Below are 21,244 nucleotides of genomic sequence, written 5' to 3'. Positions count from 1 at the left end.
TCCTCCCCATTTTGTATATGCTTCATCACTCATTGGCTGTAATTTTAACATCCAAGAAACCACATACACAAAACATATCTCTAATTGCAAAAGCTTTATCGAATTATTGTTCCAGATCATTAGAACGGCAAATTGCCCTCGTGCCACAAGATAGAATTCTGTACATTCTTTGACATAGTTTGAAACAGTTTCTTTATATTTTTCATATCTTGAGGAGATTTCTATGCTGGAACTCTTGATTGGCCTCGTTGTGACGATCACCGTTGGCTATTTCATTGTCAAAGGCTACAAACCCGCTGGTGTCCTACTCACTGCCGGTGTTTTTCTGTTGATTGTTACGGGGATTATCGGCCACACCGTATTGCCCGCAAAGATTACATCAACAGGAAACATGGTCACTGACGCACTAGAGTACGTCAAATACATGCTTCAGTACCGTGGTGGCGGTTTAGGTATGCAAATCATGCTGTTATGTGGCTTTGCTGCTTATATGACTCATATTGGTGCTAACAATGTTGTAGTAAAACAGTTTTCAAAACCACTCTCTGTCATTAAGTCTCCATACGTACTGCTCGTTGCGGCCTATATTGTCGCATGTCTCATGTCATTAGCCGTAAGTTCTGCAACAGGTCTTGGTGTTTTATTAATGGCAACACTATTCCCAATGATGACGGCTATGGGCATTTCTCGTCCAGCTGCGGTTGCTGTTTGTGCGTCCCCTGCTGCGATCATTCTTTCACCAACGTCTGGAGATGTGGTCATTGCAGCTGAGAAGTCAGGATTAGATTTGGATGTATTCGCCGTCCAAACCGTACTTCCAGTCTCAATCTGTGCGATCATCGTGATGGCAGTAGCCGCTTTCTTTTGGAACAAATACCTCGATCAAAAACAAAACTCTCCAATGGAGCGAGTCGATGTTTCTGAGATTGAAGTAAACGCGCCAGCATTTTATGCCGTGTTACCATTCTTACCGATTATTGGTGTGTTCCTGTTTAACGGTCGTACTATCCCAGGCCTCAAACTAGACATCTACACCATTGTAGTGCTTTCCATTTTCATCGGCGCTTTGATTGATTATGTTGTTAAGCGTTTTGACGGACAAAAAACCCTTGAAGACCTAGAGTCTTGTTACCAAGGTATGGCTGACGCGTTTAAAGGTGTTGTAATGCTATTGGTCGCAGCAGGTGTGTTCGCTCAAGGTCTTATGTCTGTCGGCGCTATTGATAACCTACTGCACTTAGCAGAAACAGCGGGCGCAGGCGGTATTGCATTGATGCTGATCTTGACTGGTCTAACAGTTGCCGCGGCCATTGCGACGGGTTCAGGTAATGCGCCTTTTTACGCATTCGTAGAGCTTGCTCCTTCATTAGCCGCTAAAATGGGCCTCAACCCAGCATTCCTAATCATTCCGATGCTACAGGCGTCTAACCTAGGTCGTACTATTTCGCCAGTATCAGGTGTTATCGTAGCAACTTCAGGCATGGCAAACATCAGTCCGTTCGAAGTCGTGAAACGTACTTCGGTTCCTGTACTGTGTGGTTTGGCAACGGTCATCATTAGTACGATAGTACTGGTACCAATGAACGCGTAATTCGCCGACTAGGCACTAAAAAGGGCGCTATTAGCGCCCTTTTTTGTATTGGTAACAGTTACTTATTATCACCGTATCGTTCTAGGTATAACACGGTTGCTGCTGTGCGAGATGGAACCTTGAGCTTCTTAAGTAGGCTCTTCATGTGCACTTTCACCGTCGATTCAGAGATAAAAAGTGTGTCTGCAATCTGTTTGTTACGAAAGCCTTTTGCCACTTCTTTTAAGATTTGTAACTCACGGTCTGTGAGTTCATCAAAGACGTCCGTGCTGTTCTCACGTTCGCTAAGATATTTGGCTACTTCTCGGCTGTATGCTTTGTTACCGCGTAACGATAAACGCAGTAGCTCCACCAGCTCGTCAGGTTCCGTATCTTTAAGTAAATAACCGTCAGCGCCTGCTTTGACGATCGCTTCGATATCTGCCGGGCTGTCTGATACTGTTAGGATAACAATTGCTGCATCGCAACCATCTGCACGAAGTGCCCCGAGCGTATCAAGTCCAGACATCCCCTTCATATTGAGGTCGAGTAACACGAGATCAGGTATATGCTCATGGTTTTTGGCAACGGCATCAGCGCCATTGCTTGCTTCCGCCACCACATCAAAATCGTCTTCAAAGCTCAAAAGCTGCTGAATACCACGTCTCATCAGTGGATGATCATCCACTAGTAATACTCTACATACGGTCAATGTTCGTTTCCTTAATCTTGGGATACTCTAATAGTACTTCACAACCTTTATTGTCACGACTGTTAACGACAAGATTTCCACTTAATCGAGAGGCGCGCTCTTTCATAATGCTTAATCCGTAATGGTTGAGCTTTTCAATTGATTGATCAAACCCTACACCATCATCACTGACCGAGACTAGGACGTGTGTATCGGTTTCATGACATTGAATACAAATGTGTTGTGCATTTGCGTGCTTTATAGCATTTATGGTTGCTTCTCTTATCAATTGAAGTAGATGTACTTGTTGATTTGCATCTAGTTCAATGGATGATAATTCATTGCTTAAAATGATTTTTGCATCAGTCTGCTCTGCCAATTGAGATGTCATTTCACTCAGTGCGTTTCCAAAACTGCCCTCTTTGATCGTCAATCTAAAGGTCGTCAAAAGTTCCCTTAGCTGGGTGTAAGCCGCCGACAACCCGGTATCAAGTTCAGCAAGAATTGGCGTCGTTTTATCAAGCTCTTTGCTATTAGGTAGTTTAGCAATTCCTCTTTTAAGCAAAGAGACTTGAATCTTGAGATACGATAACGACTGCGCTAATGAGTCATGTAACTCACGGGCAATGGTCGCACGCTCTTCCATCAGAAGCAGCTGCTCAGCCTGTCTTTGCGTCTGATTGTAATAGACTGCCCGCGAGAGTATTTGGACAAAGTTATCGATCAGAGCTTGATCCGGACACGGCAATGATACTTTCCAGTAAAGCGTCCCTAACTCCACGCCATCTAATGACAACGGCTGGCTCTGGCAGTTCGAATCGCATCCGGCACATTCGTCACCTTGTGTCAGTATTAGTGGGCGTTCACCCTCGGCAGTGATTTCTAATTTAACCGCCGCGATGCCTTCTAAGCTTGCAATGTGAGCTAAGATGGCTTGAAAGTTATCCTGACCAATCCTGGAAGCAGTGAGTTCCTGCGATGATTTATATAGTACTTTCAGCGAGTTGTTGGCATGCTGAAGCCTCTGCGTTTTCTCATTAACCGCTTTTTCAAGCCCTCGATACAGCTTACCAAGTTCCGCGGCCATATTGTTGAAAGTACGGGTTAAAATTCCCATCTCATTGTCGCTCGAAACATTGAGCTCAACGTCAAATGAACGCGATTGAATTTGTTCACTGGCATAAACCAATGCGTTCAAAGGTCTTACGATTTCACGTCGTGTGTAATGAACCACAAAGATGCCGACGATAAGAATCCCACCAAGACCTAATCCCCCAACCCATGCGAGCTTGATCAGTTTCTGCTCCGAGAAGTTTTGTAATTTGAACACAAAAGCATCAATTTGATTTACAAATCCAGCAACGAGGAGCAAATAACGATCCCTGTCATGGCTCTTTAACACCTGCTTGAGTTCGTGCCAACGTACAATCAGGCGGTAGTAATCATGGGTAATATCATCAGGTACCGTCCAGCCTTTCAATGCCTTCATTGACGGTGCATAAACAGAACGTTCAAACATGGTAATGTGCGCTTCATAATCGACAGATTCAGACTGGATATCATGAGCAAGTCGATAGCTCTGCATACGCATCGATCCTGCTACGTTGACTGCCTCAGCATCATTAAGACTGGAAGCCAAAGTGATGATGGCAAAACTCGTTGTCGCCACCGAGAGTGCAAGGATAAGACCCATCGCTTTGGCAATGGTTCTAGTAACGGAGTTTTTCACACTTTTTAACACTGTCTCACCACTTGTTGAATCTATCGCTGATATTTGTTCTACCTAGTTTGTGCGACACGCACAATATGTGATCAAAGCCGTCGGAATTAATTGATCTAAAACAAGAACCCCTGCTAATTAACCCCTAAGGGGTATTTATACAAATATGTCAAAAACTACAATTTGTATGAACTTAAATGACAGTTTGTTAATGACAATTGTGAGCTATGCTTAGTTCATAATAATCGTGATATTAAGGATTTCAGTGGTCGATCTAGCAAAGCGCAGCTTTTTTTCTCGTAACAAAATCAATGATACCTCAATCAGGCTCCCTTGGTTGGCAAGTTCTGGTGTTTTTACAGATTTATGTACCCGTTGCGGAAAATGTGCCGAAAATTGCGAAACGAACATCATTGTAAAAGGTGACGGTGGTTTTCCAACTGTCGATTTTTCGATTGATGAATGCACATTTTGCTATCAGTGTGCCGAAGCGTGTCCTGAACCCTTATTTTTGCCTCAATCACAACAACCTTGGAATGCAAAAGCGTCAATCAGCGAAAGCTGTTTGGCGACTAATAATGTCGAATGCCGAAGCTGTGGCGATATGTGCGAAACCATGGCAATCAAATTCAAATTACAAATCGGCAAAGTCGCACAACCGAAAATAGAGTTTGATGAATGTAGCGGATGTGGCGCATGTGTTTCTGTATGCCCTACTTCGTCAATCAATGTGAGCAATTTAGTTTAAACGGAATCCATCATGTCACTTAACGAAGTGCATATTTCTAGCTTAGTCGTCCACTGCTCTCCTGAACATCTTAACGAAGTTAAGCAACAGATTGAGCAAAACGATAATGCAGAGATTTATGGTGATAGCCCTGAAGGGAAAATAGTCGTGGTTTTAGAAACAGAAAACCAAGGTTTTATCACCGACACAATCGAAGCAATAAACAATTTACCGAATGTATTGAGCACTGCGTTGGTTTACCACCAAATTGAAAGTAGTCTCGATGACAACGAATTAAACGACAATAACACTGGAACTCAACATTCCCAAATCGAGGGTGAAGTATGAAGATGACAAGACGAGCGTTTGTGAAAGCAAACGCAGCAGCATCAGCAGCGGCAGTCGCAGGTATCACTCTACCAGCGTCTGCAACCAACCTGATCGCTAGCTCAGACCAAACAAAAATTACCTGGGACAAAGCGCCTTGTCGTTTCTGTGGTACTGGCTGTTCTGTTCTTGTAGGGACACAAAACGGCAAAGTAGTGGCTACCCAAGGTGATCCAGAAGCGCCTGTTAACAAGGGGCTAAACTGTATCAAAGGCTACTTCCTTTCAAAAATCATGTATGGTCAAGACCGTCTTACACAGCCTCTGCTACGCATGAAAAATGGCCAATATGACAAAGAGGGTGAATTCACTCCTGTCTCTTGGGATGTTGCATTTGACACCATGGCTGAAAAGTGGAAAGAAGCACTTAAAAAGCAAGGTCCTTCTGGCATAGGTATGTTTGGTTCAGGCCAATGGACTGTGATGGAAGGTTACGCAGCCGCTAAAATGATGAAAGCTGGCTTCCGCTCTAACAACATCGACCCTAATGCTCGTCACTGTATGGCTTCCGCTGTAGTCGCATTCATGCGTACCTTCGGTATTGATGAACCAATGGGATGTTACGATGACTTTGAAAACGCGGACTCTTTCGTTCTTTGGGGTTCAAACATGGCAGAGATGCACCCAGTTCTTTGGACTCGCATCACTGACCGTCGTCTAAGTCACCCACACGTTAAAGTCAACGTGCTATCAACTTACTACCACCGTTCATTCGAATTGGCTGACCAAGGTTACATCTTTGAACCTCAGTCTGACCTAGCAATTGCAAACTTCATCGCTAACTACATCATCCAAAATAACGCGGTAAACTGGGACTTTGTAAACAAACACACCAACTTTAAGCAAGCAGATACTGATATCGGTTACGGCCTACGTGACGATGACCCACTGCAAAAAGCGGCGGCAAATCCTAACTCAGGCAAGATGTCTGCGATTTCGTTTGAAGAGTACAAGAAATCTGTCGCGCCATACACCGTTGAAAAAACGTCTGAAATGTCAGGCGTGTCTCAACAACAACTGATTGAACTGGCTAAACAGTACGCAGATCCAAACACTAAAGTGATGTCTCTATGGACAATGGGTATGAACCAACATACTCGCGGTGTATGGATGAACAGCCTAATCTACAACATCCACCTACTGACAGGTAAGATTGCGACTCCGGGTAACAGCCCATTCTCACTAACGGGTCAGCCATCAGCATGTGGTACTGCGCGTGAAGTTGGCACATTTGCTCACCGTCTACCAGCAGATATGGTCGTAGCAAATCCGAAACACCGTAAGATCGCAGAAGGTATTTGGAACATTCCAGATGGCGTTATCCCACCTAAACCGGGTTACCACGCTGTATTGCAAGACCGTATGCTTAAAGATGGTAAGTTGAATGCTTACTGGGTTATGTGTAACAACAATATGCAAGCGGGCCCAAACATCAACGGCGAACGTCTTCCAGGTTACCGCAATCCAGAAAACTTTATCGTATGTTCTGATCCATACCCAACAGCAACAGCACAAGCAGCGGATCTTGTTCTACCTACAGCAATGTGGATCGAAAAAGAAGGCGCTTATGGTAACGCAGAACGTCGTACACAAGCTTGGTACCAACAAGTCGGTACGGTTGGCGAAGCTAAATCTGATTTATGGCAGGTGATGGAGTTCTCTAAACGCTTCAAGATGGAAGAAGTTTGGACAGAAGAACAACTTGCGAAAGCACCTCAATACCGCGGTAAGACTATGTATGACATGTTGTTCGCCAACGGCGTTATCAACAAGTTCCCAATTGAAGAAGCACGTGAGCTAAATGACGATGCTCACCACTTCGGTTACTACGTTCAAAAAGGTCTTTTCGAAGAATATGCGATCTTTGGCCGTGGTAAAGCACACGACTTAGCCCCATACGATGTATACCAACAAACTCGCGGTCTACGCTGGCCTGTTGTCGATGGCAAAGAAACACTATGGCGTTACAAAGAAGGCTCAGATCCATATGCGAAGGCAGGTTCAGGATGGGACTTCTACGGTAAGCCAGATGGTAAAGCACTGATTATTTCTGCGCCTTACGAAGCGCCACCAGAGTCGCCTGATGCTGAATACGACATGTGGCTATGTACTGGCCGTGTTCTAGAACACTGGCACACAGGTACCATGACACGTCGTGTTCCTGAACTGTATAAAGCGGTTCCAGACGCCGTATGTTACATGCACCCTGCGGATGCAAAAACACGCGGTATCCGTCGTGGCGATGAAGTTCTGATTGCGAACAAACGTGGTGAAGTACGTGTACGTGTTGAAACTCGCGGCCGTAACCGTCCACCAGAAGGCTTGGTCTTTGTACCGTTCTTTGATGCACGCATTCTGATTAACAAACTGATCCTAGACGCGACTGATCCTCTGTCTAAACAGACTGACTTCAAGAAATGTCCAGTCAAGATCACTAAGATTGCGTAAGTTTGCATGCCCTGACTGATTCGTCAGTCAGGGATAAGAATTTAGCCGATAGGCGGAGAATGAATAATGAAAAAATTCCTAATTGCACTGTTATCTGTTGGTGCTTTAATGAGTGGTGCGGCTGTAGCTGAGCTTGAGAATCCTGGTGGTATCGGTGGCTTAGAGTCATTACGTGGTGTGAGTGAATTAGAAGCAACTCGCTCTGCTGATGAGTTTAAAAAATACCCACGCGAACAAGTACTCGACAGTAGCTTTGTTTACCAGCCACCGTTGATCCCTCACAACATTCGTAGCTATGAGGTATCTCTGAATGCGAACAAATGTCTCGCATGTCACAGCTGGAAGAATGCAAAAGAGATGGGCGCAACTAAGATCAGTGTAACGCACTACGTTAACCGCGAAGACGCAGTACTGGCTGACGTATCACCTCGCCGTTACTTCTGTCTTCAATGTCACGTTCCTCAAGCCAATGCAAAACCGCTTGTTGAAAATGAGTTCAAGAGTGTCGATGCGCTTAAATAAGCAGCACGTGAGTAAATAAGAGGTTATCTATGAAATTATTGAAAGCGTTTTGGAAACGATTGGCAACCCCAAGTAAAGCTGCGGTCGGTGTAGTTCTATTTATGGGTTTCGCTGGTGGTCTTCTATTCTGGGGCGCATTTAACACGGGGATGGAGGCAACCAATACAGAGGAATTCTGTTCTGGCTGTCACGCACCTATCGTCGAGGAAATTCAAGAAACAATCCACTACTCTAACCGCTCTGGTGTACGTGCAGTCTGTTCAGACTGTCACGTACCACACGAGTGGACAGATAAGATTGTTCGTAAGGTTCAAGCATCGAAAGAGTTGTTTGCGCATTTTGTAACAAATACCATCGACACACCTGAGAAATTCGAGGAGCGTCGAGCGTACTTAGCTGAACGAGAATGGTCTCGCTTGAAGAAGAATGACTCACTTGAATGTCGTAACTGTCACGAATTTGAGTATATGGATTTCTCTGAGCAAGGTCAGCGTAGTGCAAAACAGCACTCTACTGCCCTAGCCTCTGGTGAGAAAACGTGTGTAGACTGTCACAAAGGTATTGCACACAAACTGCCTGACATGCACGGTGTTGAAGGCTGGCAATAAGGAGCACAGAAAATGAGTACTTTAGAATCCGTTATCTGGCATATCCTCGGCTATGGTGCCATGCCTTTTATCATTTTATCTGGCTTTGCGGTAGTCGCTGCAATCTCTCTATGGATACTATCGCTAGGTAAAGATAAAGAGGCGGAATAACGTTTCCCCTCCGCGCTGACACAATTTTGCCTATTTTGTATCAAGCGTAAAAAAAACCACCGCATTTGCGGTGGTTTTTTTTGCTATTTATTTGGGTAACCCTGTGGATTGTTCGACTGCCATCGCCATGTGTCACTCGTCATTTCTTCAAGAGTTCGCTTCGCCTGCCAACCAAGCTCTTTGATGGCTTTACTTGGATCGGCCCAACACTCTGCAATATCACCGGGGCGACGCGCGACAATCTGGTAAGGCACATTTTTACCAGAGGCAAGTTCAAAAGCTTTTACCATTTCAATAACACTGTAGCCATTGCCTGTCCCCAAGTTATAGATATGTAGACCCGATTTTTGACCGACCTTGTCTAACGCGGCAACGTGACCATCTGATAGATCCATCACATGAATGTAATCTCGAACACCCGTACCATCTTTGGTTGGATAATCATTGCCAAATACAGACAAGAATTCTCGACGACCAACAGCGACTTGAGAGACGAACGGCATAAGGTTGTTTGGAATGCCTTGCGGATCTTCACCGAGTTCACCTGATGGATGTGAGCCAACAGGATTGAAGTAGCGCAAAAGCGTAATACTCCACTCAGGGTTTGCTTTTTGAAAATCGGATAGACACTCTTCAACCATCAATTTACTACGACCATAAGGGTTCGTCGCACTAGTCGGGAAGTCTTCAGTAATTGGCACACTCGCCGGATCGCCATACACAGTTGCAGAAGACGAAAAAACGAGTGTTTTCACATTGGCCTCGCGCATCGCGGCAACCAAGACCAGGCTGCCATTGACGTTATTGTCATAGTATTCCAGCGGCATCGCGACCGACTCACCGACCGCTTTAAGCCCAGCAAAATGAATAACCGCCTGAATGTCATTACTCTTTAGCACATCAACGAGCAGCGCCTTATCGCGGATATCGCCCTCGATAAACATCGGTCGAACGCCCGTTACATCTTGGATACGATCCAGTACAGATGCTTTGCTGTTGTACAAATTGTCAAAGATGACTGGCGTCATACCCGCTTCAATCATCTGTATACAGGTGTGGCTGCCAATGTAACCCATGCCGCCGGTAACCAAAATATTCATATCACTAACCTTCTGAATTATTAAGGCAAATATTAACCAAAAGTCGGGGTAAAATACAGGATAGGGATACACTTAGCAGAACAATCAATCCTGATTGATGACAAATCGACCTTTTCCACTCGCCTTGGCTTGGTACATTGCCATGTCCGCTGCTTTAAGCATTTCGTCCATACTCTCGTCGTAGTCCTCTACAAAGTGTACGCCAATACTAGCACCTACGTTCAAAACACGGCCTTTGTAAACAATGTCTTTATGGATCAATGCAATTAGACGCTCGGCTAATAAAGATATAGATTGCTTGGTCGTATTGTTGATTAACACCACAAATTCATCACCGGAAAGCCTTGCGACTAAGTCATTGGTTCTCACCTGTGACAAAAGGCGTTCTGATACCTGTTTAAGCACCTCATCCCCCGCGTCGTGGCCATAGGTGTCATTCACACCTTTGAACCCATCCAAATCGAGATAGAGTAACGCGAGACCAGTTCTGTTTTCTTGTTCACTTTTGAGTACTTCCGTCAGTACCCGATAAAGCTTGGCTCGATTCGCTAGACCGGTAAGGGAATCATGGTGCGCCAGATGTTCTAGCCTTTCCATCTCCTTAAGGTTCGACAAATCGGTTAAAATATAGACATAGTCAAATGCATTCTCGTCGTCATTGTTTACGATACGCGAAACCTTTACAAACATAGGAACTTGATGTCCGTAGATGTGTTTTTCCCATACCTCACCTTGCCATTGCCCATAACTTATCACCGCCTCTTTGATTGTTGGCATAAGCGAGCGGAATTGCTGCCATTCGAAGATGTCATCGGTGTTTTTTCCCAATAATGACTCTTGAGGGTAGCCAAGCAACAATGTCAATGCAGGGTTGACCATGGTAATAACGTCATTTTCATCAGTGACTATCAACGCGTCCTGACTGTGTTCAAACACGCCAGCAGCTAGTCGCTGCCTTTGTAGCGCTAGTTCAACCTCCGTAACGTCCTGAATCGCAAACAGAAGCTGACCTAACTTGGTCAGTTTGGCGCAACTGACTTGAAGTAACTGACGCTGTTCAAACACATCCGTTACCCAAAACTGTTGGTCGATAAATTCATGCTGCTGTTTGAGTGCCTGCTTAATGCTCTCCGAGTTTCGCCCACCAATAAAGTCGAGAATATTCGCACCTTTAAGAAACGCGCTCGTACAACGGAACACTTGGCAAGCGGAAGCATTAAAATGAATAATTTCACCGGTTGAATTGACCACCATGAGCGCATGTTTTACCGCCTCGACCACTTCATTGGCGAACGATTTCTCTTCTTCCAACCTATCTAATGTGTATTCAACTTGTTGGTCTCTTTGCTTCAATCTATCCAGCATGGTGTTAAAGGCACGAACCAGCGCACCAATTTCGTCATTAGCCGTCGGGTGTACATTTAGAGTATTTTGCTTTCTGTCGATAAACGAACGCATACCGATATTTAACTGGTAGACTGGTTCGACAATGTATTTCTGCACGGTCATGTACAATACAACGCCAGCTAACACCATCAAGAGCAAGAACATCAGACTATCGAACAACGCGCGATCATAGAGTTCTTGGAAGGAGGATTTCGATATAATCACCCTCAGTTTGGCAATCACTTCTTGTTCTAGCTCGACAGGAACCAGCAAGAAAATATGATCCTTACCGATCGAATACCCTTGTCGGTTGATCTCATTCCGTTGTCCTTCTGTCGGAACTGGTGCTACAGGACCCTCTCTCTCATACATAGCGAACAATTGACCGTCAGGAGTGTAGAGTTTAACCCTCGCCACTTCTTCATCCGCAGAGAAAGCATCCAACACTTCCTTCGCGGCTAAACTGTCATCAAATAGAATGGCCGCTTGTAAGTTATACGCCACACCTTTGGCCAGCACACTGACTCGGTTGATTAGATTATCTCTCTGTGTATCCACAGCATGGTAAAACGCATACCCCTGAGACAATAGGAAAACAAGTCCAGTAAACACGATGATCGGTATGATCAATTTACTTTTGAGTGACAGATCGGTGAGTGATTTCATCATAGCTCCCCCTCAACGTCTGAAACACGTAATAAATTTGAAGATATTCGATAGCTGCCAAGGTTGTCGAGGTTAACTTTAGGTTTTATTCGTCCTGCTTTAGTCGCCAGCTCCACGGTGCCGCCGTATTCAGTAAAACGCGTAACGTCACTGACAGTAACCGTGCTTTTGGGATAAGAGTTGAGCAGCGACAAACTGCTTCTTTGCGATAAATAGACAAGATTACAATTATCGCTAGTAATTCGAATAGGCTTATCTCGTACTATTTTTCCTTGGGTAATCTCGGAGAGTAGACTTCGGATTTTTTCACTGTCGGGAAGACAAATATTGATGCTATCCATCTGCTCCTCCGCTTCCCAATAAATAAAGCTCACGATGCGATAGAGGTAGACGGCCTTAATTTGATCTTCACTATACGGCGCTGCACAAGCTTGCTTACTACCCAGTAGTAGTCCAATAACAATAAGCCAGAATGAGCGAAAATGCTTAGTATTCATAACTCAGCCTCAACGCGATGAGTTCCTCACGCAAATAGAAACTGTTTATGTCTTCATAGAATCCCTGATTCTCGGCAAGGTTTTGTACCAATAGTTCAACTAACGGCGCACTAGGGTTAGCTTGCCACGCCAACCTCACATCAAGCGTGAGGTAATTGTCCAAATGGGCATTACTCACGTAATTCACCTCTTGCCCTTTGAGCAAAAGGTCAAACTGAATTTGTTGAGTGACCTGCCATAACATTTGCAAAGACGCCAAATGTTGAGAATCTATAGATAAGCTTCCTTCTGCACTTCCGTTACTCGTAGACGAAGGCTGCCAATCATGATCTAGAGTGAGATAACTATAACTACCATACAAGGACAAAGACTCGTTGATCATCCAACGAGTGGCAATTTCTACCCCATAAGAGTCGACAACATAGCTATAAGTTAACTGGTAGATGTCAATTTGGTCATAACCCGGATAACGCCCTTGATATTCGACGCCATCGATATTGTCGTAATGGCTGTAAAACACAGACGCATCAAGCTCGACATCCTCCGTAATTAAGCGATAGCCTATATCGTAGGTAATGACAGTTTCTAGATCTCGCTCTGCCGAAGGCAGGGTCAGTTGATAGAAGTATTCAAGATGACGGAAATCACTTGAACAATCTCTTCCTGCTGGACAATACAGATGATTGGCAATGAAAATGGAGTTGGTATCCATATAAGAAGGAGCAACGATACCCCTGCCTACTCCAGCCCATACGCTGCTAATGAAATCAACATCGTAAATGGCTCTTAATTGCGGAGAAAGTTCTAAGCTATCTCCCTGTTCAAAATACTCAGCTTTAACACCCACAACCGTTTTTAGCTTGTTAGTCCATTGTCCTTCATGCTGGATATAACTATTTACAATACTGTCGGCAGCAGAGTCGATATTGTACAACCGTACATAATAATCCACTGAGTTGAGATCATAGCCTGAGAACTGATGCATTAGATCGAGAGCGATATAGCGGTAACCACCGCCATAAATAATCTGCTGACGCGGAGTCAGTTGCGTCGAGAAGTTGAACTCGGCGTCAAAAGTTGAATATTTTCCGGGGGCATCATAAGCAGAGTCGTAGTTTTGTTGAAGCCAGAAGCGATAATTACTTTCTGTATTGTCTGAGAGAGTTTGGCGAGTATCGAGTTGTGCGTAATAGGAATGGCTAGTGATGGTTTCATTGGAATAACTTGTCCCAGTGGCAAAGCCATTAGCGTAGTCAACCGTGAACATATCTTGAATGACGCTACTTTTCTCTCCTCCTAGGCGTAATATCCACTGATGAGGCCGCTCGACAACAATGCCTGCACTGTGCATGTTCCAGCGCGTATCTGGCGTGATGGGCTGGTAGACTTCAGACTTATGCTTATAGTAGGCACGAGCATATATGTCTGATGATAGCGATAAACCCTGGCGTACCGAGAGATCATAACTGCCATACTTTTGATAACTGAAGGAGACTTGCCCGCCTAACGTTTCCGTCGCTGACTTCGTCACAATGTTGATCACACCGTTTTCCGCATTCCCTCCCCAAATACTCCCAGCAGGCCCACGAAGCACTTCAATGCGGTCAATGTCATCCATCGGATAATCTACATCCGCCCAATAGACGCCACCATATATCGGACTATAAAGGCTACGTCCGTCTTGAAGAACCAACATTTTATTAAATAGGCCACTGTGAAAGCCACGTGAAGATACGATCGGCTCCGCCGCGGAATAGTGACTCACTCTAAGCCCCGGCACTAGATTAAGAGCGTCAGCTAACGATCTTGCGCCACTTCGCTTAATCCGCTCTCCATTCAGTACATAAACCGCAGCAGGAATATCAGCGAGATCTTGAGAAAACTTCGAAGCAGAATCGACAGTTACATGCAGTAGGGAAAGCTCTTCTAAACTCATTGATACCAATTCATCGAGATCGCTCTCGCTATGAGCAACCGTCGAAGCTGTGAGGAGAACCATGGAGAATAGTGATCTTTTATACATTCAGGAACCTGACAATATTAGCAAATTATATTATTCCACTTATCAATATTTAATTACACACATAACAAATTAGTTTTTTCAGTTTGTTGGCTAAAAAATGAAACCGATCACTGTTTAATTTAGTCAATTGAAACATGTTACTAGGTGATTTGATTAGGGAATTCTTTCATTGATGATAAAACGTTCAATCAGTCTCAATTGTGATATGGGTGAGAGCTTCGGTTCTTGGACAATGGGTAATGACCGATCAGTCATGCCACATATTGATATGGCGAACATCGCATGCGGATTTCATGCCTCCGACCCTAAGATCATGAGTGATACAATTAAACTTGCGATCAAATATAACGTTAAGGTCGGCGCGCATCCCAGTTACCCCGATCTGCAAGGGTTCGGCAGACGCAGTATTCCAATGCCAGCAGAAGAAATTACTGCGATGCTTATCTACCAAATTGGAGCGATTAAAGGGTTATGTGAGAGCCACAACTGCGAGCTCAGTTACATAAAGCCCCACGGGGCACTATATAACGACATGCAAAAAGATATGGTTATCTTTGAGGCCGTGGTTGATGCTGTCTCTAGCTTTAACTTACCTTTAATGACTCTCGCTATCACAGATAATCAACGACTCCTCGACATCGCCGATCGATATGATGTGCCTCTGTTATTTGAAGCTTTTTCTGATCGACGCTATCAAGCCAATGGACAACTTGCGCCCCGCAGTATGCCGAACGCCGTTATTAGCAGCGAAGACGATATTCTCAATCAAGTTCAACAAATTGTTCAGTATGGGAAAGTTCGCACGATAGACGGATTCTCTATTGCTCTCGATGCAGACACGATTTGCGTGCATGGTGATAACGAACAGGGAATCAAGATCATCGAGAAAATCAGATCGTTAATCCAACAAGAGAGGTCGGGCTAATGAACATTGACACGTCCATTGATCCCGTTGCGGAATGTTCAATTTTAATCCGTTTTCATAGTGATCCTAACGACCACCTTTCTTGGGTCATTGGAGAAATCAGTCATTATCTCAGCAACCAGCTTGGGGTCTGGGTGATGAATGTCACTCCCTCCTTTGATTCAATCCTTATTGACTACCTTCCTCACCGCATTTCAATTTTTGAGTTCGTCCCCTATTTGGAAAAACTCGTGACCGAAGCGTTACATCACATGCCGGAGTACCATCAGCCAGATATCTTAGAGCTGCCTATCTATTATGATGTTTCAGTGGGTCCAGACCTTGAACTCTATACTGAAAAAGGAATAGCCATTGACGACGTGATTTCACGCCACTGCGATGCTGAGTACACGGTAGGTGCGATTGGATTTTCAGCAGGATTTGCCTTTCTTAGCCAAGTTGACCCCGCTATTCAACTGCCACGAAAACGCACTCCTCGGGTATCTTTACCAAAGGGCAGCGTCGGTATCGCGAACCACCAAACCGCGATTTATCCAAGCGATAGTCCTGGAGGGTGGAACATCATAGGCAATTGTCCTATCGACCTTTACCATCCCAATAGTCACCCTATCCTGCCTTTTACTATCGGTACACGTGTACGTTTAAAACGCATTGAATTAGATGAATTTATTAGTCTAGGCGGGCAAATAACTGAGGGATGGCAATGATAAACGAGTGCTACGTTGAAGTCATTAAACCGGGTCAACAGACTTTGATCCAAGACTTTGGTCGATTTGGCCTTGCGCATTTTGGTATAACACAAGGTGGGCCTGTTGATGACTACGCCTATAGCTGGGCGAACCATTTGCTGGGCAACACGGTCAACATGCCCACACTTGAAATAACCTTAGGTCAGGCAGAGTTTCTTATTCATTCAAGCTGTGAAATGGCCATCGCTGGTGGTGATCTTGCCGCACGGCTGGATGAGCAACCACTTGAAAACTGGTCAACGTTTAAAGCGAGCAAAGGTCAACGTCTTACATTTGGACTACCTAAAAATGGCTTACGCAGTTACCTAGCGATTAAAGGCGGATTCATCGTTCCACCTCAGTTAGGCAGTGCCGCAACCGTAACGCGAGATCAGTTGGGTGGGTTAGCATCAGGCTGTCCACTATCACTTGGAGATGTACTCAAATTTGCGCCGCATGTCCCCCATCGTCGACCAGTACAAATGACGTTCCGCTATAAACCGGATTACAACCTGCCTATCGAACTACGTCTAATAGAAGGTTATCAGGTAGGTGATTTTTCACGTGACGCTATTAATGGGTTGTACAATCTTGAATTTGATGTCAGCCAATTGATCAATCGCATGGGTTATCGACTCTCTGGTAATAAGATTGCAGCGCCGGAAAAAGAATATTTAAGCGAAGGAATTGCACTAGGTTCAGTTCAGATCCCGCCAAGTGGTGAACCCATAGTGCTTCTAAATGATAGGCAGACTATCGGCGGCTATCCAAAAATCGGTTGTGTGGCAAGGATTGACCTGCCTCGCCTTGCGCAAGCGAAACCTGGGCAAAAAGTCCGCTTTGTACGGGGTGATTTACTGGGTTTGCAGGATGTGTGGTGTCAATGGGCACGATTCTTCGGCTATTAGGGCCACGCGGCCCTAATAACCGCTATTGACCATAATATTGAGCGAGTTGCTGTGGATATGTTCTCGCTTGCGCCAGTTCTTTCGCTCTGCTCTCAATCTCTGCCTCACTAAGAGCAAGCGTGATCGGATGAAGCTGCTCAATCGTCAGGTCTTGGTAGTGAAACAGTTGCCACTGCTGGACGAGTTTTACCGCCGCTTCGTAGGCTGATGAACCTTTCACCACCTCCACCCGCGCGTAGTGCTTGCCTTCAAACGTCACATCAGCCGCACGCAATGTGTCATCCTTGCCGGGTATTTGCTGTGCACCAAACAATGGTGTACCGAACTCATGAGCCACGGAGTAATCAGGGATAAATCGCGCCATATGTTCTATTGCACGTCGACTTCGTTGAATAATAACGTCCTCATCCCAGCCTTTCTGGATTTTAGTTTTCAACCGCAGTGGTAAGCTTGGCTGTGATGAATCAGCGCTAGAAGCAACTAAACCATCTTCAAATAATGTGATGTCTTTGGTCATGCCATGCAATTGAAAAATACCATCAGGATAAGGTGTCAGCTGTGCCATTCCGTTTGGTGTGCCACGTGGTCCGTGGAAAATTACTTCAGGCCAAAGTTCTTCGCATTGTGGCCAATGTGTCACATAGGCCGCTTTAAACTCGACCAGACGTTCACGTGGTTTCTGCGCTAAGTCATCGATTGATCCTGTCTCATAACCACAAGCGTTGACCAAGTAATCTACCTGAAGAAACTCAATGTTTCCCTCTCTGTCGATACACTCCACTGTCCAACCTTGGTCTGACTCTTCAACACCTATCACTTGAGTTTGTGCCTTAAGTTGGCAGTTAGGCATTTTTTCTAGAGCCAACGTCGCTGCTGCTGCAATTCGAAAAACACTCCACCCATACTCTTGAACAGCAACAACCGGAAATTTTAACACCTCCAAATCAACATGCTTGGCAAAAGGAATCAGCCATTCATCAATGGTAGTAGGATTTTGGGGTTGCTCTAAGCATGCCAGGGCTTCAATTTCATCACGACTATAAAACTTGTAGTAGTCTGCGGGTTCACCAAGCACCTTGTTGGCTATGTCTTGTTTTACAAGTTCAGCATAGCAGTCTTGAATCGTAATAAGGCGCTCGTAGAGCTCTTCAGGCGAGCCTCCATCACTGTATGGCACCGCGATGACCGTTGGACGTTTATTGACGGTTTGCGGATACAAGCGAATGGTATCGATGGATTGTTTTAGTAGCTCGATACATTGTTCAGTCGAGATCTCTCTGTACAAATTTCCACCAGCATGGAGATGGCATATCGGCGGACCACCGACCAGCCCAGATCCTTTCTCGATTAGGTGTACGTTTAGGCCCAACTCCGCCATGTGGACAGCGGCCGTTGCTCCTGCGATACCGCCGCCAATAATGGCGACGCTAGGAGTGCGAATTTGTTGCGATTCAGATTGCATTAATGTGGCTAATTCGTTCATTCTCAGGATATTTTACTGCCATTAACGAGTGAATAAAATCACAATTTTTGCATGGTGAATTAGTGACATTTTGACGAAAAAAATGAAAAAAGTGCTTGACTCAAAAATGGTGAAACCAGAAATAATTGCTTCTGTGAATAACAAATCGTTGACGGGCTTTTGCTATAGAGGCTTGTGGCAAATTGTAACTTATCTACAGGCCAAGTTATCCCAAACTTTATCCACCGTTTTTGTGGATAACTGAACAACTTGGCCGAATAGATTTAGCTAACTGCCTTATTTATAGGGGTTAGTAGGCCTTTTATTAGGCTGTTAACCACCAGCGCCAATGTGAAAAAAGTACCTAACGGCAGTGTAATCCACAGCACGAGATGTAGGTTGGGCTTAAGATCAAATCCGTACACCATCAGAGCCCCAACGACAGCTTCTGATCCGATTGATGCGATTAAAGCCGCAATCAAAGACATCAATCCATATTCAGCCCAAATGGTTTGTTCTACACGCTTTTTACTCGCTCCTAGCGTCCGGTAAAGTTGAATTTCATCCTGTCGCTGCCCTAAGCTCAAACGCAACAAGGTGAAAATCAACAATAATCCAGACAATACACCGATTGCTGCCAGTAATGTTATCGACCAAACAATCTGTTCAAGCAGTTGCTGAATCTTAGCGCCCATCACTCGTATATCCATCAGACTGACTGTGGGGTATTGACGAGATAAACCATTGAGCAATTCGTTGTGACTATCTTCAACCCGAAAACTCACTAAGTAAGTAGCCGGTATGTTGGCTAGTACGTCTTTGGTAAAGATAAAGTAAAAGTTAGGCTTCATATCCCGCCACTCAACAGAACGAATCGAGTTAACTGTTGCCGTCACGGTTTGGCTATTAATGACAAAACCTAACTCATCGCCAATAGATAAATTGAGTTCATCGGCCACATCCTGTTCGACGGACACACCATTGGTTTCACTCCATTGACCTGTGATCAATTGATTGTGAGCCGGAATGCCATCAGCAAACGTAAAGTTTATCTCTCTTCTCAACGCGTCACTCGACTCAGGACCATTGGCCAGCGACTTAGCGTCAACCCCGTTAATATCAAGTAAGCGACCGCGAATGATTGGATAGTCCTGAGAACGCTCAATAGCGTTATCATCCAGAACTTTCAAGTAACCCTCTTTTTCGTAAGGTGCAATGTTAAGGGCGAACGCGTTGGGGGCATCTTTGGGTATGGTTCTACTCCAATCGGATAGCAGATCGGTTCGTACTAGCCACATCGTTGACAGCAACATCAAAGAGAGAGCTAAAGCACCGAACTGAATTCCTGTCGCTGACATAGAACGATTTATTCTGCTCAACGCTAACTTGAGCGGAGGAGACAAAGGCATCTTAGCGAGTGATTTTGTAATCACTACACTCAGTAGCCCTAACACAATGAACAATACGCCCATTCCGGCTAACACTATCCACACCAATAAATTATCGTAATACGCGACTAACATGGGGATTAGCGGGAACAAAAGTAACAGATATCTTTGCTTGCTTTGCAGAGAATGTTGCTCAGCTTGCATCACATTTACCGCACTGACGTTAATCAAATTGAGCAGCGGAATTCCTAACGCAGGAATGGCAATCAGAATACTGGTGGTTATTGCTATTATTGCCGGTTTGATACCATAGCTAGGCAGTGGATTAGGTAATAAATCGACCAATGGTATTCTTAGCAAAAACTCAAGCAGTATGCCTAAAGACGTGCCCAGTACAATAGCAGAAATAAGAAGAATGGATACCTGAGTCAGCAACCAGCGAGTTAACCAACGTTTGCTCGCCCCTAAACTCTTGAGCATCGCAATGGCTCTTTTCCTCGTTGCTACGTAGTGCTGGCAAGTTAACACCAATGTCGTCGCTGCCATGATGATCACTATCGCCACCGTTAGGGAAAGGTATTGTTCCGTTCTCTGAAATACTTCATTGGTTCGGCTAGCACTATTTTGGTCACGCCAACGGTCACTAGGTGTCAATGTGACGTTCGCTTTGAGCTGTTCAATCTCCGACTGGTTTGCGTCAATGAACAGGCTGTAGCGAACTCTGCTACCGATTTGCACCGCACCTGTTTTACTTAGATCATCACTATGAATAAACGCAGATGGCATTTGTTGAAACGGGTTAAAACTCAGTCCGGGTTCCTCGACTATTCGCCCACTGACGGTAAAATCCGCGTCGCCAACTGTGACGGCGTCACCAATTTCAACTTGTAGCTGTGCAAATAGCCGTTCGTCTAGCCAAAGCTGCCCAGGTTCCACTTTTGAATATTCAAGCTTGTCATCACTCAGTCGCATCTCCCCTTGCAGCGGGTAGCGACTATCAACAGACTTAACGGTGATAAGTTTCATCGCATTGTCGCTAAATGCCATGGTTGCAAAACGTGTCTGTTGTGAAGCAGTGAGACCACTTTGTTCTACGAGCTTTGTGAGCGTGGCAGGCAAAGGGTTTGACGAGGTAAATACTGTGTCTGCGGTCAATGCTTGCTTACCCTGCTTGACCACCACTTGTTCCATTCTCTCTGCAAGCGCGGTGAGGGCAAATATACACGCGATGATCATCACCAATGCAATCGAGACTGGCCATAATTGGCCTTGTCTGATCTCGCTAATGCTCCAGCGTATCATCTGACTGTTAAATGCTCCGTGATTTGATTTCCCCATC

General features: G+C 44.9%; 18 protein-coding genes. 10 read left to right on the top strand and 8 right to left on the bottom strand.

From position 1 onward, the window contains the following. The first annotated feature begins 223 nt into the window (after nt 1-223). Complete coding sequence (gene dcuC / locus QTN94_RS02595; protein WP_331416596.1) at nt 224-1,591, top strand: anaerobic C4-dicarboxylate transporter DcuC; 1,368 nt, start codon at nt 224-226, stop codon at nt 1,589-1,591. A 58-nt stretch (nt 1,592-1,649) separates the two neighbouring features. On the opposite strand, the gene QTN94_RS02590 is transcribed toward dcuC, so the two are convergent. Together QTN94_RS02590 and narQ are read right to left on the bottom strand one after the other, a co-directional pair. Next, nucleotides 1,650-2,282, bottom strand: a complete 633-nt coding sequence (locus QTN94_RS02590) for a response regulator (protein ID WP_331416595.1) — start codon at nt 2,280-2,282, stop codon at nt 1,650-1,652. Next, nucleotides 2,269-4,002 (bottom strand): nitrate/nitrite two-component system sensor histidine kinase NarQ, encoded by a 1,734-nt coding sequence (narQ, locus tag QTN94_RS02585; RefSeq protein ID WP_331416594.1) that lies wholly within the window; start codon nt 4,000-4,002, stop codon nt 2,269-2,271. The genes QTN94_RS02590 and narQ overlap by 14 nt, the downstream gene beginning before the upstream one ends. A 244-nt stretch (nt 4,003-4,246) precedes the next feature. Here narQ and napF point away from each other — a divergent pair, with 244 nt between their 5' ends. The 6 genes from napF to QTN94_RS02555 all read left to right on the top strand — a co-directional run bounded on the left by napF (nt 4,247) and on the right by QTN94_RS02555 (nt 8,822). After that, the gene (napF, locus tag QTN94_RS02580) at nt 4,247-4,729 is read left to right on the top strand and encodes a ferredoxin-type protein NapF (protein ID WP_331426752.1); all 483 of its coding nucleotides are present in this window, start codon (nt 4,247-4,249) and stop codon (nt 4,727-4,729) included. A 12-nt stretch (nt 4,730-4,741) separates the two neighbouring features. Then, the gene (locus QTN94_RS02575; RefSeq protein WP_269374805.1) at nt 4,742-5,056 is read left to right on the top strand and encodes a chaperone NapD; all 315 of its coding nucleotides are present in this window, start codon (nt 4,742-4,744) and stop codon (nt 5,054-5,056) included. Next, nucleotides 5,053-7,542, top strand: a complete 2,490-nt coding sequence (gene napA, locus QTN94_RS02570; protein WP_331426751.1) for a periplasmic nitrate reductase subunit alpha — start codon at nt 5,053-5,055, stop codon at nt 7,540-7,542. The genes QTN94_RS02575 and napA overlap by 4 nt, the downstream gene beginning before the upstream one ends. Before the next feature lie 66 nt (nt 7,543-7,608). After that, nucleotides 7,609-8,064 (top strand): nitrate reductase cytochrome c-type subunit, encoded by a 456-nt coding sequence (locus tag QTN94_RS02565; RefSeq protein WP_331426750.1) that lies wholly within the window; start codon nt 7,609-7,611, stop codon nt 8,062-8,064. 29 nt (nt 8,065-8,093) lie between these two features. Further along, on the top strand, nt 8,094-8,672 hold the full coding sequence (locus QTN94_RS02560; protein WP_138971216.1) for a NapC/NirT family cytochrome c: 579 nt from the start codon (nt 8,094-8,096) through the stop codon (nt 8,670-8,672). Nucleotides 8,673-8,684: 12 nt separating this feature from the next. Further along, nucleotides 8,685-8,822: a TIGR02808 family protein gene (locus QTN94_RS02555; protein ID WP_331426748.1), complete on the top strand. Its 138-nt coding sequence runs from the start codon at nt 8,685-8,687 to the stop codon at nt 8,820-8,822. 83 nt (nt 8,823-8,905) lie between these two features. On the opposite strand, the gene galE is transcribed toward QTN94_RS02555, so the two are convergent. From galE to QTN94_RS02535, 4 genes are all read right to left on the bottom strand, one after another. Beyond that, a complete protein-coding gene (galE, locus tag QTN94_RS02550) occupies nt 8,906-9,922 on the bottom strand; it encodes a UDP-glucose 4-epimerase GalE (protein WP_331426746.1) in 1,017 nt (338 codons plus the stop codon). Nucleotides 9,923-10,006: 84 nt separating this feature from the next. Further along, complete coding sequence (locus tag QTN94_RS02545) at nt 10,007-11,974, bottom strand: sensor domain-containing diguanylate cyclase (protein WP_331416647.1); 1,968 nt, start codon at nt 11,972-11,974, stop codon at nt 10,007-10,009. Further along, on the bottom strand, nt 11,974-12,471 hold the full coding sequence (locus QTN94_RS02540) for a YfiR family protein (protein WP_331416588.1): 498 nt from the start codon (nt 12,469-12,471) through the stop codon (nt 11,974-11,976). Before QTN94_RS02540 ends, QTN94_RS02545 begins: the two co-directional genes overlap by 1 nt. Then, the gene (locus tag QTN94_RS02535) at nt 12,461-14,494 is read right to left on the bottom strand and encodes a TonB-dependent receptor plug domain-containing protein (RefSeq protein ID WP_331416587.1); all 2,034 of its coding nucleotides are present in this window, start codon (nt 14,492-14,494) and stop codon (nt 12,461-12,463) included. Before QTN94_RS02535 ends, QTN94_RS02540 begins: the two co-directional genes overlap by 11 nt. Before the next feature lie 172 nt (nt 14,495-14,666). On the opposite strand from QTN94_RS02535, the gene QTN94_RS02530 reads away from it, so the two are divergent. The 3 genes from QTN94_RS02530 to QTN94_RS02520 are packed head-to-tail and all read left to right on the top strand — an operon-like array spanning nt 14,667 to nt 17,055. After that, entirely contained in the window at nt 14,667-15,419 is a 753-nt protein-coding gene (locus tag QTN94_RS02530; protein ID WP_331426745.1) for a 5-oxoprolinase subunit PxpA, read from the top strand. Beyond that, on the top strand, nt 15,419-16,126 hold the full coding sequence (locus QTN94_RS02525; protein WP_331416586.1) for a 5-oxoprolinase subunit B family protein: 708 nt from the start codon (nt 15,419-15,421) through the stop codon (nt 16,124-16,126). The genes QTN94_RS02530 and QTN94_RS02525 overlap by 1 nt, the downstream gene beginning before the upstream one ends. Continuing rightward, nucleotides 16,123-17,055: a biotin-dependent carboxyltransferase family protein gene (locus QTN94_RS02520; RefSeq protein ID WP_331416585.1), complete on the top strand. Its 933-nt coding sequence runs from the start codon at nt 16,123-16,125 to the stop codon at nt 17,053-17,055. The genes QTN94_RS02525 and QTN94_RS02520 overlap by 4 nt, the downstream gene beginning before the upstream one ends. A gap of 22 nt (nt 17,056-17,077) precedes the next feature. Here the strand turns inward: QTN94_RS02520 and QTN94_RS02515 are convergent, their stop codons facing one another. Together QTN94_RS02515 and QTN94_RS02510 are read right to left on the bottom strand one after the other, a co-directional pair. After that, nucleotides 17,078-18,517, bottom strand: coding sequence for an FAD-dependent oxidoreductase (locus QTN94_RS02515; RefSeq protein WP_331426807.1), 1,440 nt, complete (start codon nt 18,515-18,517; stop codon nt 17,078-17,080). A gap of 284 nt (nt 18,518-18,801) precedes the next feature. Continuing rightward, entirely contained in the window at nt 18,802-21,243 is a 2,442-nt protein-coding gene (locus QTN94_RS02510) for an ABC transporter permease (RefSeq protein ID WP_331426743.1), read from the bottom strand. Nucleotide 21,244 lies beyond the last annotated feature (1 nt).

The organism is Vibrio sp. M250220 (assembly GCF_036533795.1).
Taxonomy (GTDB): Bacteria; Pseudomonadota; Gammaproteobacteria; order Enterobacterales; family Vibrionaceae; genus Vibrio.
The sequence above is the reverse complement of the archived record's forward strand: the minus strand, read 5'-3'. Positions and strand labels throughout refer to the sequence as shown.

Coding starts and splice junctions, on each gene's coding strand:
- QTN94_RS02565 (WP_331426750.1), top strand. CDS start 7,609: ATGAAAAAATTCCTAATTGCACTGTTATCTGTTGGTGCTTTAATGAGT.
- QTN94_RS02560 (WP_138971216.1), top strand. CDS start 8,094: ATGAAATTATTGAAAGCGTTTTGGAAACGATTGGCAACCCCAAGTAAA.
- QTN94_RS02555 (WP_331426748.1), top strand. CDS start 8,685: ATGAGTACTTTAGAATCCGTTATCTGGCATATCCTCGGCTATGGTGCC.
- QTN94_RS02540 (WP_331416588.1), bottom strand. CDS start 12,471: ATGAATACTAAGCATTTTCGCTCATTCTGGCTTATTGTTATTGGACTA.
- QTN94_RS02535 (WP_331416587.1), bottom strand. CDS start 14,494: ATGTATAAAAGATCACTATTCTCCATGGTTCTCCTCACAGCTTCGACG.
- QTN94_RS02545 (WP_331416647.1), bottom strand. CDS start 11,974: ATGAAATCACTCACCGATCTGTCACTCAAAAGTAAATTGATCATACCG.
- galE (WP_331426746.1), bottom strand. CDS start 9,922: ATGAATATTTTGGTTACCGGCGGCATGGGTTACATTGGCAGCCACACC.
- QTN94_RS02530 (WP_331426745.1), top strand. CDS start 14,667: ATGATAAAACGTTCAATCAGTCTCAATTGTGATATGGGTGAGAGCTTC.
- QTN94_RS02510 (WP_331426743.1), bottom strand. CDS start 21,243: ATGGGGAAATCAAATCACGGAGCATTTAACAGTCAGATGATACGCTGG.
- QTN94_RS02575 (WP_269374805.1), top strand. CDS start 4,742: ATGTCACTTAACGAAGTGCATATTTCTAGCTTAGTCGTCCACTGCTCT.
- QTN94_RS02525 (WP_331416586.1), top strand. CDS start 15,419: ATGAACATTGACACGTCCATTGATCCCGTTGCGGAATGTTCAATTTTA.
- dcuC (WP_331416596.1), top strand. CDS start 224: ATGCTGGAACTCTTGATTGGCCTCGTTGTGACGATCACCGTTGGCTAT.
- QTN94_RS02520 (WP_331416585.1), top strand. CDS start 16,123: ATGATAAACGAGTGCTACGTTGAAGTCATTAAACCGGGTCAACAGACT.
- QTN94_RS02515 (WP_331426807.1), bottom strand. CDS start 18,517: ATGCAATCTGAATCGCAACAAATTCGCACTCCTAGCGTCGCCATTATT.
- napA (WP_331426751.1), top strand. CDS start 5,053: ATGAAGATGACAAGACGAGCGTTTGTGAAAGCAAACGCAGCAGCATCA.